This window comes from Actinoplanes sp. NPDC048967 (genome assembly GCF_040649415.1).
In the GTDB taxonomy this organism is placed as follows: domain Bacteria; phylum Actinomycetota; class Actinomycetes; order Mycobacteriales; family Micromonosporaceae; genus Actinoplanes.
On the sequence record NZ_JBEZFL010000003.1, the window covers coordinates 219225 to 234945 of the forward strand.

A 15721-nucleotide genomic window follows, 5' to 3' on the forward strand; every position below is an offset into this window, starting at 1 on the left:
GGCGACCGGGAGATCCCCGCTGTTCCTGGGAGTCGCAGGACCCCTCACACCACCGCCGGCCGGGGCACCGCCGCGAACAGCGACAGCGTGAACCATCCGGGCAGCGCCCGGCGTACCGCCTCGGGCCCGTGCACCCGCACCCGCCTGGTCCGCAGCGCCTCGGTCCAGGTCCGGTCGCCGCGCCAGACCTCGACCAGCGTGCGCAGGTCCGCGGTCAGGCTGACGGTGATCTCGTGACCCGGGTCCTCGTCGCACACGTCGGCCTCGCCGTCGGCGATCACCAGCCACCAGGAGCGGAGATGCGGCGCCGGCACGTCGGGGAAGGTCAGGGCGACGACGGTACGCCCGGACGGCACCACCGCGTGGTCGATGTTGCGGTGCATGTCCCACAGCAGCAGCTTCGGGTCCAGATCCGCGTCGCCGAGCTCGCCGACCCAGCGCACTCCCCAGGCGCCCACCGCCTCGACGATCGGCCGTAGCTCCTGGCCGGCCACGGTCAGCGTGTACTGCACCTCGCCGTCGGTGGGCCGTCGTTCGACGACGCCGGCCGCGACCAGCTGGTGCAGCCGTTTCGACAGCAGGGTCGGCGACATCCGGGGCAGTCCCCGGCGCAGGTCGTTGAAGCGGCTGCTGCCGGACACCAGCTCGCGGACGATCAGCAGGGTCCAGCGTTCGTCGAGCAACTCCATGGCCTTGGCCACGGGGCAGAACTGGTGATACGAAGCGCCCATGGCCAGCAGCGTAGGCCGGTGACGCAGCACCGGGCAGTACACATCCTGTACTGGCCAGCGTTCCGGGCGGCTCCGTAGCGTCGCAGCCGAGGAAAGGAGCTCAGCTGATGACCGTTCAGCCGGACACGACCGAGGCCGACCGTGCGCTGAAAGCCCGCCACCGGGCGATGTGGGCACTCGGCGACTATCCCAGCGTCGCCACCGAGGTGATCCCGCGGCTCGGCGCGACGCTGGTCGGGGCCTGCCGTACCGGCCCGGGGCAGCGCGTGCTCGACGTGGCCGCCGGCACCGGCAACGCCGCGATCCCGGCCGCGCTCACCGGCGCCGAGGTGGTGGCCTGCGACCTGACCCCGGCACTGCTGGAGGCCGGCCGGGCCCTGGCCGCCGACCGCGGCGCGGTGGTGGACTGGCGCGAGGGTGATGCCGAGGCGCTGCCGTTCGCCGACGGCTCGTTCGACGTGGTCCTGTCGTGTGTCGGCGTGATGTTCGCGCCGCACCACCGGGCCGCCGCGGACGAGCTGGTGCGGGTGTGCCGGCCGGGCGGCACGATCGGAATGATCAACTGGACGCCGCAGGGTTTCGTCGGGCAGCTCTTCGGCCGGATGAAGGCGTACACGCCGCCGCCTCCGCCGGGCGCCCAGCCGCCGCCGCTGTGGGGCAGCGCGGAGCACGTCCGCGACCTGTTGGGCGGCCGGGTCGCCGAAGTCACCGCCACGGTGGAAGGCGCAGTCATCGACCGCTTCGCCGACGGCGAGCAGTTCCGTGACTTCTTCAAGGCCCACTACGGCCCGACCGTTGCCGCCTACCGCAACGTGGCCGGCGACCCGGCACGCGTGGCGGCGCTCGACCGTGACCTGGCCGAGCTGGCTCGGAGCCACGACCGCGGCAACGGCGTCATGCACTGGGACTACCTGCTGTGGACCGGCCGCCGGACGGGCTGAGAGGCGCCTACTTGCGGCGGCCGGACCGGCCCGCGACCACCAGCCCGACGATGATCACCACCACGACGACGAGACAGATCAGCAGATGCCACGGTTTGATCGCGCCCATGATCGCGCACCCTACCCGAGCCCGTCGTCCGCGGTGGGCCCGGCACGCGGCCGCACAGGCCGGCGTGGCGGGCGTCGGTGAGGGCCACCACGGCGACGCGGGCGATGTCCTCCGGATCGATCACGCCCGTCCGGCCCTCCCCGGTGGCGCCGACGACCCGGCCCGCCCGGACGGTGTCGGCCCACCGGAGGGAGTTGGACGCGAACGTGTTGGGCCGCAGAAAGGTGACCCCCAGACCCGACTCGCGCAGCACTTGTTCGCGGGCCGCGAGAGCGGCACCGACGGGATTGTCCTGGGCCGGTGTCGTCAGCGCTCCGACGGAGGAGAGCACGACGATCCTCGGCGACCCGGCGAGTGCTGCGTCCCGAGCCGGTGAGCGCCGGCCCGCCGCAGGGGACGGAGGCCGTGCGATCCGAGACGACCTTGCGAATGTCAGCCGATATCTCGGGCAAGGCCCCGCAACCACAGCACTAGCTCGCGGGCTGACCGGCCACCCGTGAAGCACCACAGGGCGATGACGGGATCGCAGATGGCGCACCCGAACGAGGAGTCGGCCAGCGACGGGATCAGCGGCGCGCCACGGTGGTGATGCAGGATGTCCCAGGCGGTGTGCAGCAACCAGCCGACGCCGACGAAGGTCCACGACCGCAGGCCCAGGTAGGCGACCGCACTCATCAGGGCGGCGAAGCCGAGCTCACCGAGGCCGAAGCTCCCGCCGCTGATGTACGCGGCCCCGGCACCACCCACGAGAACCGCGTTGATCCTGCGGCGGTGCGGTTCCGGCACGAACGAGAAGACCCCGGCCCAGACGAGCGCCACGACCACGGGGATGACGTAACGAAGCATGGGCCACCGTAGGAACACGGCCGGCCCGGTGGACAGGACTCTGACGGCCGCGTTCCACCGGATTCCCGCCAGCCGCGGCGCTCAGCCCATCCGGCCCAGGGCGGCCCGGACCCGGGCCAGGTCCCGGCGCCGCCGTTCCAGCGTCATGGCCAGCCCGACCAGCAGCAGCCCGGCCGCGGCCAGCGGGATCCACCGCGGCAGCAGGTCCCAAACCAGCACCACCTCGTGCAGCGCGACCACGGCCAGCACGGTGCCGCCCGCCACGACCGGCGCCCGCAGCCGGCGGTGGGCGCCGGCCAGCAGCACCGCGAGCGCGCCCAGGCCGAGCAGCAACCGGCGCAGGGGCTGGCCCTCGTCCGCCAGCACGGAGGCCAGCGTCGGCAACAGCGCCGCCGCCAGCGCCGGGCCGTAGGTCATCCAGCTGGACAGCGCCGGGCGCGAGCGCCGCGCCAGCCAGCCGGCCAGCAGCGCCACCGCGGCCGCGGGCAACGTGTACGCCTCCACCGTCGCAACCTGCTCCGAGGCGATCAGCAGCCACCAGCCACCCAGCTCCGCGACCGCCGCGGCCAGCACATGTCCACGCCGTACCGGCGCGGTCCCGCCCGGCCGCAACGCCCGCACGCCGAGCGCGAGCCCCCAGAACGTGCACACCGCGGCGGCGTGCCGGATCGAGCCGACGGTCAGCAGCAGGGCCACCAAGGCCCCCGCATGAGCCGACACCTCCACTGCCAGGCGCTCGGCGGCTCCGCGCCCGGCGAGCATCGCACCCACGGCCAGGATCGCCGCGGCCGCGCCGAGCACGACGAAGGCGCTGGTCGCCGGCGAAAGCTCCGCGGCCCGGCCGACCGTGTAGGCGAACGCCACCGCCGCCCCGGCGCCGGTCAACCACCCGGCCAGCCGCGCACCGAGAGAACGACCGGCAACACCCGCCACCGCCCCGGCAACCAGGGTCGATCCCAGTGCGGCCAGCGTCGCCCCGCGCGTCGCCAGCGCACCGGCGAGCCCGGCGCCGGCCAGCGCGGCACCCGTCACCGCCGGCCCGACCGCCCGCGTCCCCGGGCGCAGCAACGCCACCGCGAGCAGCCCGGCGAGCCCGACGACCAGGCTCTCCGCCGACACCCCGGGCCACGGAACCCCGGCCGCGGCCAGACCCATGGGCGCGATGATTGCCAGCACCGGCGCGACAGCCCACACCGCGGTCCGGCGCCCCCGAGCGCCCTGCACCACGATCACCACCGCGACGGCGAGCACCCCCAGCGCAACGACGTCGGCCAGGGCGACCGCACCGACGCCGGTACCGTCCGGACGCCCGGTCCACACCCGGCCCAGCCACTCGTAGGGCCGCAGCAGCACAGCGGACAGACTCGGGGCGGTCGCCAGCAACAGCGCGATCCCGAGCGGAAGAGCAGCCAGACCGGCCGGAACGGTACGCGAGAACGTCAGCGCCACCAGCAGCAACGCCGTGGCCGCATAGATCGCCGGCGAGTCCCCGGTGACAAGCGCCCACACCGGCGCCGACACGACACCCAGCAGCGCCGCCGCCAGCGCGTAGGCCCGGTACCCGCGACCGACGACAGACAACGCACCGACGAGCAGGGCCGCCGCGCCCAGCGCCACCCTGCTCTGCACCGGGTCCGGCAGTGACAGCGCAGCCGCGCCGCTCCAGGCCGCCGCGGGCACCGCCACCATGCCCACGGCCAGCGCCACTCCCCCGAGCACGCCGGCCGTCCGATCCACCAGCGCGGTGGCGATCCCGATGACGGCGACCGCGCTGAGCGTCGCGCAAGCGACCCACGGCTGGGCCGAGGCGACGGTCACGGCGTGAGTCGTCAGGACGACCGCCACCGCGACAGGCCACAGCGGAAAGGCCCGCAAGGCCAACCCCAGCGCAGCCGCGACCACCACCAGCTCAAATCCCGGCGCGGTCCACCACGGCAACCCGGAACCGGCCGGCGCCGCAACCGCCGCCACCGCCAGCCCGCCCAGCACGGCGTGCGCCTGGATCCCCCGTGGCACCAGCACAGTCAACCCACCCGTGACCAGAGCGATCACCGCGAGCAGCCGCCAGTCGCCGTCACCGGTCGCCGCGGCGGCGATCGTGACCCCCACGACCACGACACCAGTTCCGGCGACCACCAGCAGAGCACCGGTCCACGGCCCCCGGCGTACCGCTGCCGGCAGCCGTCGGTTCCCGACCGTGACCAGCGCGGCCAGCGCAGCCACCACCCCGGCGACCAGCACCGGCGCGGCGAAGCTGCCGCCGGCGACCCCGGCGAACCGCCCGGCCGCGACGGCCAGCGCGACCACCAGCAGCCCACCGGTGATCGACTGCGGGCGCGGGGCCCGGGCCAGGACGGCTGCCGCCACGGGTACGCCCGCGGCCGCGATCAGCGCCCCGCCGGCCAGTGCCACCCCGCCGGCCGCGAAGCCGGTGAAGAGCCCCGTCAGTGCGGCGAGTACCGCCACCATCGCCGCAGCCCCGCCGAGTGCGTACGCCGTGATCCCCAGCGCCGTCAGCCCGGAACGCCGCAGCTGGACCACCGCCAGGTTCACCACAGCCACCGCCACCATCGTGTACGCCCAGCCGGTGGCGTCCGGGTGGAACGGCGCCACCAGCAGCGGCAGCACCGGCTGGGCCACGAGCAGCGCCCCGAAGCGGGGTCCGATCAGCCCGGTCACGTGCTCGTACCCGGCGGCCACGGCGGCCGTCACCGCACAGACCGCGCCCGCGTACCCCAGCGCCGAGTAATCCGCGACGCCGAACAGGTTGACGTACCAGGCCGCGTACCCGTCGAGCAGCACCAGCAGCAGGCCGACCGCCGCGAAGGTCTCCGCCGTCGCGGTGAGGCCGCGGCGCAGCGCGGCGAGCGGCGCCGCCAGGGCCGCGACGGTGAAGCCCGCCAGCAGCAGCGCCCGGCCGCCCACGCCGAACTGCGACCAGGCGACCGCGGTGAAGACGATCGCGGCCACGCCCAGCAGCAGGCCGCCGAGCAGGAACAACGCGTTCTGCACCAGCCGGGTCGACGCTTCCTTGGTGCGAGGTGCCGCCATCGGAGGCCGCGGCGGCAGCGGCAGCGGGGCCGCGGGCACGGGGACCAGCGACGCCTGGATCCGCGCGACCGCGGCCTGCCGCAGCTGCCACGCCCGGCGCAGCGCCGCGTCAGCGCCCGCGACCGCTTCGCGCGCGGCCGTCAGCCGGGCGGTGAGCACCGGGATCTCCGCGTCGAGGCGGATCACCTCGGCGGCGTCGGGGTCCGGGCCGCGGCCGCAGCCGGGGCAGCCGGAGGTCAGGTTGGCCGGGGTACGGCACGACGGGCACGGGTACGAGGTCACGCCGTCGATCCTCGTCGCGGCGGCCGCCCAGGCCCTGAGTGCGCGTACCTACCTCAGCGGCCGGTGAACTCAGCTATCGCGCGTTCCCACTTGTCCAGGCCGGCCTCGACCTCGTCGCGGGGCCCGGACGGCAGCCAGCTCGACGCCCGGTGCACGCCCGCGCCGGCCAGCTGCTCCAGCGCCCTGGCCTGTGGCGGGACGCTCAGCACCTGGACCTGGATCGGCCGGTCGGCGCGGGCCTCCAGCTCGGCGATGCGGGCGAACAGGTCCTTGTCGTGCCACTGCGGGAACCAGCCGTCGGCCCAGGCGAGCACCCGGTCCAGCACGGTCGGGCCGCCCCCGCCGAGCAGCACCGGGGGCCACGGGCGCTGGACCGGCTTGGGCCACGACCAGATCCGGTCGAAGTTCACGAACTCCCCGGCGTACGAGGCCTCGTCCTGCGTCCAGATCGCCTGCATCGCCTGGACGCGTTCGGTGAGCAGCGCCGTACGGGTCCGCGGGTCGGTGCCGTGGTTCTCCATCTCCTCACGGTTCCAGCCCGCGCCGACGCCGAACTCCAGCCGGCCGCCGGACAGGTGGTCGACGCTGGCGACCTCCTTGGCGGTGATGATCGGGTCGCGCTCGATGACCAGGCAGACGCCGCTGCCCACGCGCAGCCGGCTGGTCGCCTCGGCCGCCGCGGTCAGCGCCACGAACAGGTCGTACGTGTGCGCGTACTTGCGGGGCAGCTCGCGGGTGCCGTCACCCCACGGCGACAGCCGGCTCGCCGGGATGTGGGTGTGCTCGGCGAAGAACAGCGCGTCCTGCCCGCGGTCCTCCACCAGCCGGGCGACCGCCCCGGGGCCCAGACCGTCGTGGGTGGGGAAATAGCCGACGCCGAACTCCATGCCTCAGTCCCTTCAGCTGTCCCGGTGCAAGGTGAGGATGAGGTCCACGACCAGGGCCGTCCAGCCGGTCTGGTGCCAGGCGCCCAGGCCGGCGCCGTTGTCGCCGTGGAAGTACTCGGGGAAGGCGATCAGGTCCTTCCAGTCCGGGTGGTTCTGGAAGACCTCGGACGCGCCGTAGATCGGGCGCCGGCCCCACGAGTCCGGGACGAACAGCGACACCAGCCGCCGGGACAGGTCGTCGGCGACCGCGCTCAGCGGCATCTTGGTCTGCGAGCCGGTCGGGTACTCCACCATCAGGTCGTCGCCGAAGAACGCCGCGAACTCCCGCAGCGCCTCGATGAGCAGGTAGTTGACCGGCATCCAGACCGGGCCGCGCCAGTTGGAGTTGCCGCCGAACAGGCCGCTGGTGCTCTCGGCCGGCTCGTACCCGACGGTGAACTCCGAGCCGCCCAGGTGCACCGTGAACGGCTTCTCCAGGTGGGCGCGGGAAAGCGTTCTGAGCCCGTACGGGGACAGGAACTCCTCCGGATCGAGCATCCGGGCCAGGATCCGCAGCAGCTGGTCCTGGCCCACCATGGACAGCAGCCGCTGCCGGCGGCCGTCGGCCGACAGCCGGCGCGCGCTGATCACGTCGGCGTACTCGGCCTGCCCGGCCAGCAGCCAGCGCAGCCGCGCGGCCAGCTCGGGCAGCCGGTTGAGGGTGCCGGCGGACAGCCGGGTGGTCGCCGCCAGCGGCAGCAGCCCGACGATGGACCGGGCCTTGAGCGGCATCCGGTGCCCGTCGGGCAGGCGCAGCACGTCGTAGAAGAAGCAGTCCTCGTCGTCCCACAGCCCCTGCCGGTACGCCGCCTCGGCGATGTACGCGAAGTGCTCGAAGAACTTGGTCGCCATGTCCTCGTAGGTGCGGTCGTGCAGCGCCAGCCGGATCGACATGTCGAGCAGGTTGAGCGCGTACATGGCCATCCAGCCGGTGCCGTCGGACTGCTCCAGCACGCCCGCCACCGGCAGCGCCGCGGACCGGTCGAACGGGCCGACGTTGTCCAGCCCCAGGAAGCCACCCTCGAAGACGTTGTTGCCGCCGACGTCCTTGCGGTTGACCCACCAGGTGAAGTTCAGCAGCAGCTTGTGCATGACCCGGGCCAGGAAGTCGAAGTCGTGCCCGCCGTCGATCTCGAAGACATTCAGCGCGGCCCAGGCGTGCACCGGCGGATTGACGTCACCGAACGCCCACTCGTACGCGGGGATCTGGCCGTTGGGGTGCATGTACCACTCGCGCAGCAACAGCAGCAGCTGCGACTTGGCGAAACCCGGATCGACCCGGGCGATCGAGACACAGTGGAAGGCCAGGTCCCAGGCCGCGTACCAGGGGTACTCCCAGGGGTCGGGCATGGAGATGACGTCGAAGCTGTTCATGTGCCACCAGGCGTTGTTGCGCCCGTAGCGGCGGCCGGGCGGCGGCGGCGCCGAGCCGGGATCGCCGTGCAGCCACTGCTTGACGTCGAAGTGGTAGAACTGCTTGCCCCACATCAGCCCGGCGATGCCCTGGCGCGCGACGGCGGCCTCCTCGGCCGAGGCCGCGGCCGGGATCAGCTCGGCGAAATAAGCGTCGGCCTCGGCCAGCCGGTCCCGCATGACGGCGGCGAAGCCGTCACCGAGATCGGGCCGGCCGGGTGCGTCGTCGCCGCGGGTGAGCCGCAGCCGGATCTCGCGGGTCTCCCCCGGCCCCAGCGTCAGCTCGTAGTGCAGCGCGCCCTTGGTGCCCAGGCCGGCCGGGTTGACCGTCGGGGCGCCGGCGATGAGGTGGTCGTTGATGCCGTCCTTGGGGTACATGCTCGTGCCGGGCAGGCCCCAGAGCCGCTGCGCGTTGGTCTCGTTGTCGCACATCAGCGCGGGCGGCGCGCCCTCGCCGTCCAGAGTGATGTGCCCGAGGGTGCGGTGCTCACCGTCGAGGCGCCCGGGACGGCCGGTGATGACCGGGACCGGCCGGTTGGGCAGCCCCCACGACCACGTGTTGCGGAACCACAGCGTCGGCAGCACGTGCAGCGTCGCCTCGTCCGGGCCACGGTTCGACACGGTCACGACGATGCACATGTCGTGCACGTCGGCCTTGGCGTAGTCGACCGTCACGACCCAGAACCGGTCGTCGTCGAAAACACCGGTGTCGATCAGCTCGTACTCCGGCTCCTCCCGGGAACGGTGGCCGTTGACGCGGACCAGTTCGTCGTACGGGAAGGGGGCCTGGGGGTAGTGATAGCGCCAGCGCATCCACGAGTGGGTCGGCGTGGAGTCCTGATACCACCAGTACTCCTTGGCGTCCTCGCCGTGGTTGCCGCCGTCGCCGCCGAGGCCGAACATCCGCTCCTTGAGGATCGGGTCGGCGCCGTTCCACAGGGCCAGGGCGAAACAGAACGTCTGCCGGTCGTCGCAGACTCCGGCCATGCCGTCGTCGTTCCACCGGTACGCCCGGGAGCGCGCGTGGTCGTGCGGGAAGTAGTCCCAGGCGGTGCCGTGTTCGCTGTAGTCCTCCCGGACCGTGCCCCAGGCCCGTTCGGCGAGATAGGGCCCCCACGCGCGCCAGGGCCGCTCGCCGGAGTCAGCCTGCGCCAAGCGCTCGCGCTCCGCCACGCCGCCGCCCACCCCCTTCGTCCGGACCTCGCTGCATTGTTACTGGCAGGTGTTACGAACACTAACGGAGGCCACCGCCGAAGATCGTCGACGGCCGGACCCGGCTTAACAATCGCCGGGCACACTTTCCCGGTGACCTGGGCCGACGCCATCATCGCCGGAACCGCCGGCCTGCTCATCTCGATCGTGACAACTCCGGTCGGCGTCTCCGGCGCGGTGTTCCTGCTGCCGGTGCAGCTCAGCGTGCTGGACGTGCCCAACCCGGCCGTGACACCGACGAACCTGCTGTTCAACGTCGTGTCCGGGCCGGGCGCCCTGCTGCGTTACCGCCGCCGGGGCGGCCTGGCCGGCCCGCTGACCAGGCTGCTGCTGCTCGGCACGCTGCCCGGCGTGGCGGCCGGGGCAGTGCTGCGGGTCTTCGCGGTGCCCGGCCCCGGCGTGTTCCGGATCGTCGTCGCCGTGCTGCTGCTGCCGCTGGGCGTGTGGCTCTGCCTGCGCGAACCACCGCCGCCGCCGGAGCGGCCGGCGACCGACCGGCCGCCGCAGCGGGGCGTCGTCGCGCTCGCCCTGGGCGTCGGCGTGGTCGGCGGCGTCTACGGCATCGGCGGCGGGTCGATCCTGGGCCCGATCCTGGTCGGCCGCGGCCTGCCGGTGGCGGTCGTCGCGCCCGCGGCCCTGGCCTCGACCTTCGTCACGTCGGTGGCCGGCGCCGCCGCCTTCGCGGTGCTCGGCTGGGCCGGACCGGGCGACATCGCCCCGGACTGGGGCATCGGCCTGCTCTGCGGGGTGGGCGGCCTGGTCGGCGGGTACGTCGGCGCGCACCTGCAACCCCGCCTGCCGGAACGCGGGCTGCGACTGGTCCTCGGCGGGCTGGCGGTGGCCGTGGCGGTCCTGTACGCCGGTCAGGTCGCGCTCGGGCGCTGACCGGCGCCGGTCGATGCCCGGTCGCGCCTGCGCCTGCTGCGCGAAGCGCAGTCGCGCGCCGGCGCTGCGCGGGCCACCGCCCCGTGGTTCGTCGCCGACGCGTCCGCGCCGCCGTCGCAGCGCGAGCTGGTTAGGGTCGGCGGCATGCCTGCCTCCGACTACGTCAAAAAGCTGCGCGCCCGGGTCGGCCACGACCTGATCATGTTCCCGACGGTCAGCGCGATCATCCTCAACGACCGCGGCGAGATCCTGCTCGGGCAGCGCAGCGACAACCACCAGTGGTCGGTGATCGCCGGGATGATGGACCCCGGCGAGCAGCCCGCGGACGCGCTGATCCGCGAGGTCGAGGAGGAGACCGGCGTCCAGGTCGAGATCGAACGCCTGGCCGGGGTGGCCCTGCACGAGGTCGTGTACGGCAACGGCGACCGCTGCCACATGGTCAACACCTGGTTCCGCTGCCGGGCGGTGGCCGGCGAGGCCCGGGTCAACGACTCGGAGTCGATCGCGGTCGGCTGGTTCGCCCCGGACGCGCTGCCCGAGCTGAGCCCGTTCGCCCTGGTCCGGATCCGCACGTCGCTGCCCGAGGACGCGCCGGCCTGGTTCGCCCAGCCCGGCGAGAACGCGGTCCACGGTTACTGACCGGTACCGATATGATCGCCGCTTCCATGCCGGTACACGGGGAGGCCACCCATGGATGAAACGCGCGCAACACCTGATCAGCCGGCGTTCCAGCCGCAACCGCAACCGCAGCCGCAGCCGCAACCGCAGCCTTCGCGCCGGCGCGTCTGGGCGACGATCACCGCTGTGGTGGTCGTGCTGGGCTGTCTGGGCGGGGCCGGCTTCCTGGGCGTGCACGCGATGCGGTCGACCACGCCGCCGGTGATGAAGGGCCTGAGCTTCCCGGGCGCCTCGGCCGCGCCGGGCGCGTCCGCGGACCCGGAGGCCGAGACGGTCACCGGCCCCCGGGCCAGCACCTATCCGGTACGCACGGCCGACGACCTCAAGCGGGTCTGCGAGCAGTGGTACTACCCGAAGTCGCCGAAGGTGAAGTCGTCGGGCACCCAGCCGGTCAGCATCTTCGCCCAGGACAGCAAGGACTTCGACACCAAGCACGAGGCCACCCTGTTCGACATCCCGAACTGGTACACGAAGCCGAAGCAGCAGGCGTGGGACCCGTCGTCGCCGGGCAAGGTGCGCCTGGTGGCCTGCGTGGACCTGGTGCAGACCGGCAAGAAGATCAAGAACTGCAAGTACGACGACCCCAAAGGCCTCAAGATCCCGCTGCGCGAGGCCAGGTACCGCCTGGCCCTGTACGAGGTCGCGACGGGCAAGAAGGTGATCGAGAAAACCCTGACGGGCGAGGACGAGGAGTGCCCGTTCATGGTGCTGCTCGGCGCCGACCGGAACGTCTACAGCCAGATCGGCGACCGCCAGTACTACGAGCTCCTGAAGAAGTACGTCGAGAAGTAGACGGCAGCGCTCACCCGTCCTCATCGTCTCTGCCCGCGACATCCTGGAGCAACCGCAGGAACACCGCGACCAGCGGCGTGACGGTCGCGTCGGTCATCGTGACGACCTGCAGGTCGCGGTGCGGCACGGGCGGGCGCAGGGCGCGATGGGCGGTGCCCGGCGCGTGGGCGAGCGCCAGCCGCGACACCAGGGCGACGCCGATGCCGGTGCCCACGAGCGCCTGGGCGACGTCGTACGACGCGGTCTGGAAGCGGATCCGCGGCACGAAGCCGGCGGCGGCGGTGACCCGGTCGAACTGGGCGCGGGCGGCGTGACCGGCCAGAATGGTCACCCAGGCCGCGTCGCGCAGCTGAGCCAGCGCGACCGGCCCCGGCGCGGCCAGCGCGGGATGGTCGTCGGGCAGCACGACAACCATCGGGTCGCGCGACAACGGATGAACGGTGACCCGCTCCGGCGGCGTGAGCGGGGTGTCCCAGGAGGCGATGACCGCCACGTCGAGGCGGCCGGCGACAACCTCGTCGATGCCGACGTCGGACGTGATGTCGGTGACGGTCAGGTCGGCGTCCGGGTAGCGGTGACGCAACGCGGTGAGCGCCGGCGGCAGCAGGTGCAGAGCGGCGGCCTGGAAAGCGCCGATGCGCAGCCGCAGGGAGAGCCGTCCGAGCAGCCCGTCGAGCCCGGAAGCGGCGCGCCGGGTCTCCTCGTCGATGACGCGTCCGTGCTGGGCCAGCAGGGCGCCGGCGGCGGTGAGGGCGGCCCCTCGCGGCCCGCGATGCACGAGGATGGTGCCCAGTTCGCGCTCCGCCTTGGCGAGCTGCTGCGTGACCGCGGCGGGAGTGCGGCCCAGCGCCTGCGCCGCCCCGGCCATGGAGCCGTGACGGTCGATCAGCGCGAGCAATTGCAGCTGGGCCGGCTCCACGTGTGAAGAATAGCTAACGCTGCCTGCGGATATGCGGCCTTCACTTCACACTCGGCTGCCCGCACGCTGGGTTCATGCCGACTCACCTTGCCGCTTTTGTAGTCACGACCTGGCTGCTCGCGATGCTGCCCGGCGCCGGACAGGCCCTCATGGTCCGCCAGACCCTGGCCGGTGGGCTCCGCGCCGCGTGGGCGGGCATCGCGGGCACGGCGACAGGGCTGCTGATCTGGACGACCGCGGCCGCCGCCGGCCTGTCGGCGGCCATTCTGGCCAACCCCGGCGCGTACGCCGTGCTCCGCGCCGCCGGTGGCGCGGTGCTCGCCATTCTGGGCGTGAGCACCTTGCTGTCCCTGCGCAGAACTCCGCCCGCAGCCGGATCACCACAGCCGCCGGCGCGGTGGGGCGGCTATCTCGCCGGGCTGGCGACCAACCTCGGTAATCCCAAGGCCGGGGTGTTCGCGATCTCGCTGCTCCCTCAGTTCGTGACGGGGGACGGGCCGGTGCTGTTGTCGAGCCTCGCTCTCGGTGGCTTGTGGGCGTCGGTCACGGCTTGCTGGTACGTGATGTTCACGTGGGCGGTGAATCGGGGGCGGTCGTTCGCGTCGCGGCCGGCGGTGCATCGCCGGGTGCAGGTGGTCACCGGCGGGGTGCTGGTTGTGCTCGGAGTGGCTGTCGCCGCCGGCGTCTGAGACCGGCGGTCGGGCTTCGCCCAGCCACAATCGCCCAGCCACAATCGCCCAGCCGCACCGCACCCGGCCGGCCGCACCCGGCCGCACCTGGCCGCACCGCACCGCAGCCGCACCGCACCGCACCGCACCCGGCCGCACCGCACCCCGGCCGCACCGCACGCACCCGGCCGCCCGCACCGCACCCGGCCGGCTGGCCTCAGGCGAGCCAGCCCGGCCGTATCAACCCCGCCTCATAAGCGTGCACCACCACCTGCGCCCGGTCCCGAGCCCCCAGCTTCACCATCGTCCGGCTGACGTGGGTCTTCGCCGTCGCCGGACTGATCAGCAGGCGGGCCGCGATCTCGTCATTGGACAACCCCTCGCCGACCAGCACCATCACCTCCCGTTCCCGGTCGGTCAGCTGCTCCAGAACCCGTTCGGCCTCCTCCGGCGGCACCGAAGGACGACCTCGCCCGCCCGGGGTGGCGAATTCACCGATGACCCGCCGGGTGACGCTCGGCGACAGCAGCGCGTCACCGGCCGCGACCGCCCGGACCGCGCGCAGCAGTTCGACCGGTTCGGTGTCCTTGACCAGGAAGCCCGACGCGCCGGTGCGCAGCGCCTCGAACACGTACTCGTCCAGCTCGAACGTGGTCAGGATGACCACCCGGGTGGCGGCCAGGTCCGGATCCGCGGCGATGCGGCGGGTCGCCTCCAGCCCGTCCACGCCCGGCATCCGGATGTCCATGAGGACCACGTCCGGGCGGGTCTCGGCGGCCAGCCGGGCCGCTTCCAGCCCGTCACCCGCCTCGGCGACCACTTCGATGTCCGGCTCGGCGTTCAGCAGGGCCCGGAACCCGGCCCGCACCAGGGCCTGGTCGTCGGCCAGCAGCACGGTGATCATGCAGGCTCCCTCGTCGGGGTGGTGGGCAGAACCGCGGAAACCAGGTAGCCGCCGTCGGGCAACGGACCGGCCTCGAGGGAGCCGTCGAGGCTGGCGGCCCGGGCCCGCATCCCGGCGATGCCGCTGCCGCCGTCGTCAGTCCCCGGAGCCACGTCGGTGTCCGGTCGCGGCGCCGACCGGCCGGCATCATTGCGGATCGTCAAGCGCAGCTCGTCCGGGGCGTAGGTGACCGAGACGGTGGCCGACGCGCCGGTGGCCGCGTGCCGGCGTACGTTCGTCAGGGCTTCCTGGACGATGCGATACGCCGCGCGGTCCACCTCCGCCGGCAGGTCCCGCCGCTCCCCCACGGTCTCGGTCGTCACCGGCAGCCCGGCGTCCGCCGTGAGGTCGGTGAGGCGATCCAGGCCGAGCGCGGGCTGGCGAGGTGCGGCCTCCTCCTCCGGGCGCAGCACGCCGAGCACGGCGCGAACCTCCCGCAGGGCCTCCGCGCTCGCAGTCTTGATCGCGGTCAGCGCCTCGCGGGCCTGCTCCGGCCGGTTGTCCATCAGGTGCAGGCCCACTCCGGCCTGCACGTTGATCAGTGACAGGTGATGGCCGAGCACGTCGTGCAGCTCACGGGCGATGCGCAACCGCTCGTCGGCGGCCTGGCGGCGTTCCTGCTCCTCGCGGGCGCGGGCGCGCTCGGCGTTGGCCTTGGACAGCTCGGCGAGGTACGCCGCGCGGGCCCCGGCTGCGCTGCCGAGGAACCCGGTCAGGGCCAGGCCGAACGCGGTGAGCACAGCGTCGCGCGGGGTCGGGCGGGCGGCGGGCGAGAGTCCGAGCGGATCGGCGCAGACCACCATGACAACGAGGTAGGCCAGGTAGCCGGCCGCCACGGTGATCAGCGCGGATCGGCGGTGACCGGTGCGCACCGCGGTGAACAACGCGATGACCGGCGCGACGGCGTAGGTCCAGGACGGTACGGCGAGGGCCGCGTACCCGATCGAGGCCGCGCCGGCTACCGCGAGCACCGCGACCGGCGCGCGTCCCCGCCAGGCCAGGGTCAGCGGGCCGACCAGCAGCAGGGCGCAGGCGATGACGTCCCACGGGTGAGCCAGATGGGCGGCGTGCGTCCAGTTGCCGAAGATGTGGAAGCAGAGAGCGGTGATGACAGCGCCACGCCAATGCCCGTGCCGGGACCGGCGACGGGCGTATCCGGGCCAGTCCCCCGAGCGGCTGCGGCGGCGCCACTCCTCCCACTCCGCCTTGCGGGCAGCGGCAGACGGTCTCCCACGAAGGGAAGGCGGCTGGTCGCGTACACCCCGGTCTGGCACGTTCCCGAACCTACGGCACCGCTGCTCAGCCGGGCATCCGCACGAAGAACG

General features: G+C 73.3%; 13 protein-coding genes. 5 read left to right on the top strand and 8 right to left on the bottom strand.

The features are described 5' to 3' along the window. Positions 1–44: 44 nt before the first annotated feature. Complete coding sequence (locus AB0C12_RS13545; protein WP_360547536.1) at positions 45–731, bottom strand: helix-turn-helix domain-containing protein; 687 nt, start codon at positions 729–731, stop codon at positions 45–47. Positions 732–838: 107 nt separating this feature from the next. Here AB0C12_RS13545 and AB0C12_RS13550 point away from each other — a divergent pair, with 107 nt between their 5' ends. After that, a complete protein-coding gene (locus tag AB0C12_RS13550) occupies positions 839–1672 on the top strand; it encodes a class I SAM-dependent methyltransferase (RefSeq protein ID WP_360547538.1) in 834 nt (277 codons plus the stop codon). 541 nt (positions 1673–2213) lie between these two features. Here AB0C12_RS13550 and AB0C12_RS13555 read toward each other — a convergent pair. From AB0C12_RS13555 to AB0C12_RS13570, 4 genes are all read right to left on the bottom strand, one after another. After that, on the bottom strand, positions 2214–2627 hold the full coding sequence (locus AB0C12_RS13555; RefSeq protein ID WP_360547540.1) for a DUF6010 family protein: 414 nt from the start codon (positions 2625–2627) through the stop codon (positions 2214–2216). Positions 2628–2708: 81 nt separating this feature from the next. Beyond that, the gene (locus AB0C12_RS13560; RefSeq protein WP_360547542.1) at positions 2709–5960 is read right to left on the bottom strand and encodes a hypothetical protein; all 3252 of its coding nucleotides are present in this window, start codon (positions 5958–5960) and stop codon (positions 2709–2711) included. Positions 5961–6013: 53 nt separating this feature from the next. Then, positions 6014–6847 carry an LLM class F420-dependent oxidoreductase gene (locus AB0C12_RS13565; RefSeq protein ID WP_360547544.1) on the bottom strand — a complete coding sequence of 278 codons (834 nt, stop codon included), beginning with the start codon at positions 6845–6847 and terminating at the stop codon, positions 6014–6016. 12 nt (positions 6848–6859) lie between these two features. Beyond that, positions 6860–9472, bottom strand: coding sequence for a glucosidase (locus AB0C12_RS13570; RefSeq protein ID WP_360547546.1), 2613 nt, complete (start codon positions 9470–9472; stop codon positions 6860–6862). A 132-nt stretch (positions 9473–9604) separates the two neighbouring features. Here AB0C12_RS13570 and AB0C12_RS13575 point away from each other — a divergent pair, with 132 nt between their 5' ends. From AB0C12_RS13575 to AB0C12_RS13585, 3 genes are all read left to right on the top strand, one after another. After that, positions 9605–10396 (top strand): TSUP family transporter, encoded by a 792-nt coding sequence (locus tag AB0C12_RS13575; RefSeq protein WP_360547548.1) that lies wholly within the window; start codon positions 9605–9607, stop codon positions 10394–10396. Between the two features lie 144 nt (positions 10397–10540). Then, a complete protein-coding gene (locus AB0C12_RS13580; protein ID WP_360547550.1) occupies positions 10541–11035 on the top strand; it encodes an NUDIX domain-containing protein in 495 nt (164 codons plus the stop codon). Between the two features lie 51 nt (positions 11036–11086). Next, positions 11087–11866 (top strand): hypothetical protein, encoded by a 780-nt coding sequence (locus AB0C12_RS13585; RefSeq protein WP_360547552.1) that lies wholly within the window; start codon positions 11087–11089, stop codon positions 11864–11866. Positions 11867–11876: 10 nt separating this feature from the next. Here the strand turns inward: AB0C12_RS13585 and AB0C12_RS13590 are convergent, their stop codons facing one another. Next, entirely contained in the window at positions 11877–12785 is a 909-nt protein-coding gene (locus AB0C12_RS13590) for a LysR family transcriptional regulator (protein WP_360547554.1), read from the bottom strand. Positions 12786–12859: 74 nt separating this feature from the next. Between AB0C12_RS13590 and AB0C12_RS13595 the strand changes: the two genes are divergently transcribed. Next, positions 12860–13474, top strand: a complete 615-nt coding sequence (locus AB0C12_RS13595; protein WP_360547556.1) for a LysE family translocator — start codon at positions 12860–12862, stop codon at positions 13472–13474. 196 nt (positions 13475–13670) lie between these two features. Here the strand turns inward: AB0C12_RS13595 and AB0C12_RS13600 are convergent, their stop codons facing one another. Beyond that, on the bottom strand, positions 13671–14357 hold the full coding sequence (locus AB0C12_RS13600) for a response regulator transcription factor (RefSeq protein ID WP_360547558.1): 687 nt from the start codon (positions 14355–14357) through the stop codon (positions 13671–13673). Continuing rightward, entirely contained in the window at positions 14354–15670 is a 1317-nt protein-coding gene (locus AB0C12_RS13605; protein WP_360547560.1) for a sensor histidine kinase, read from the bottom strand. The genes AB0C12_RS13600 and AB0C12_RS13605 overlap by 4 nt, the downstream gene beginning before the upstream one ends. Between the last annotated feature and the right edge of the window lie 51 nt (positions 15671–15721).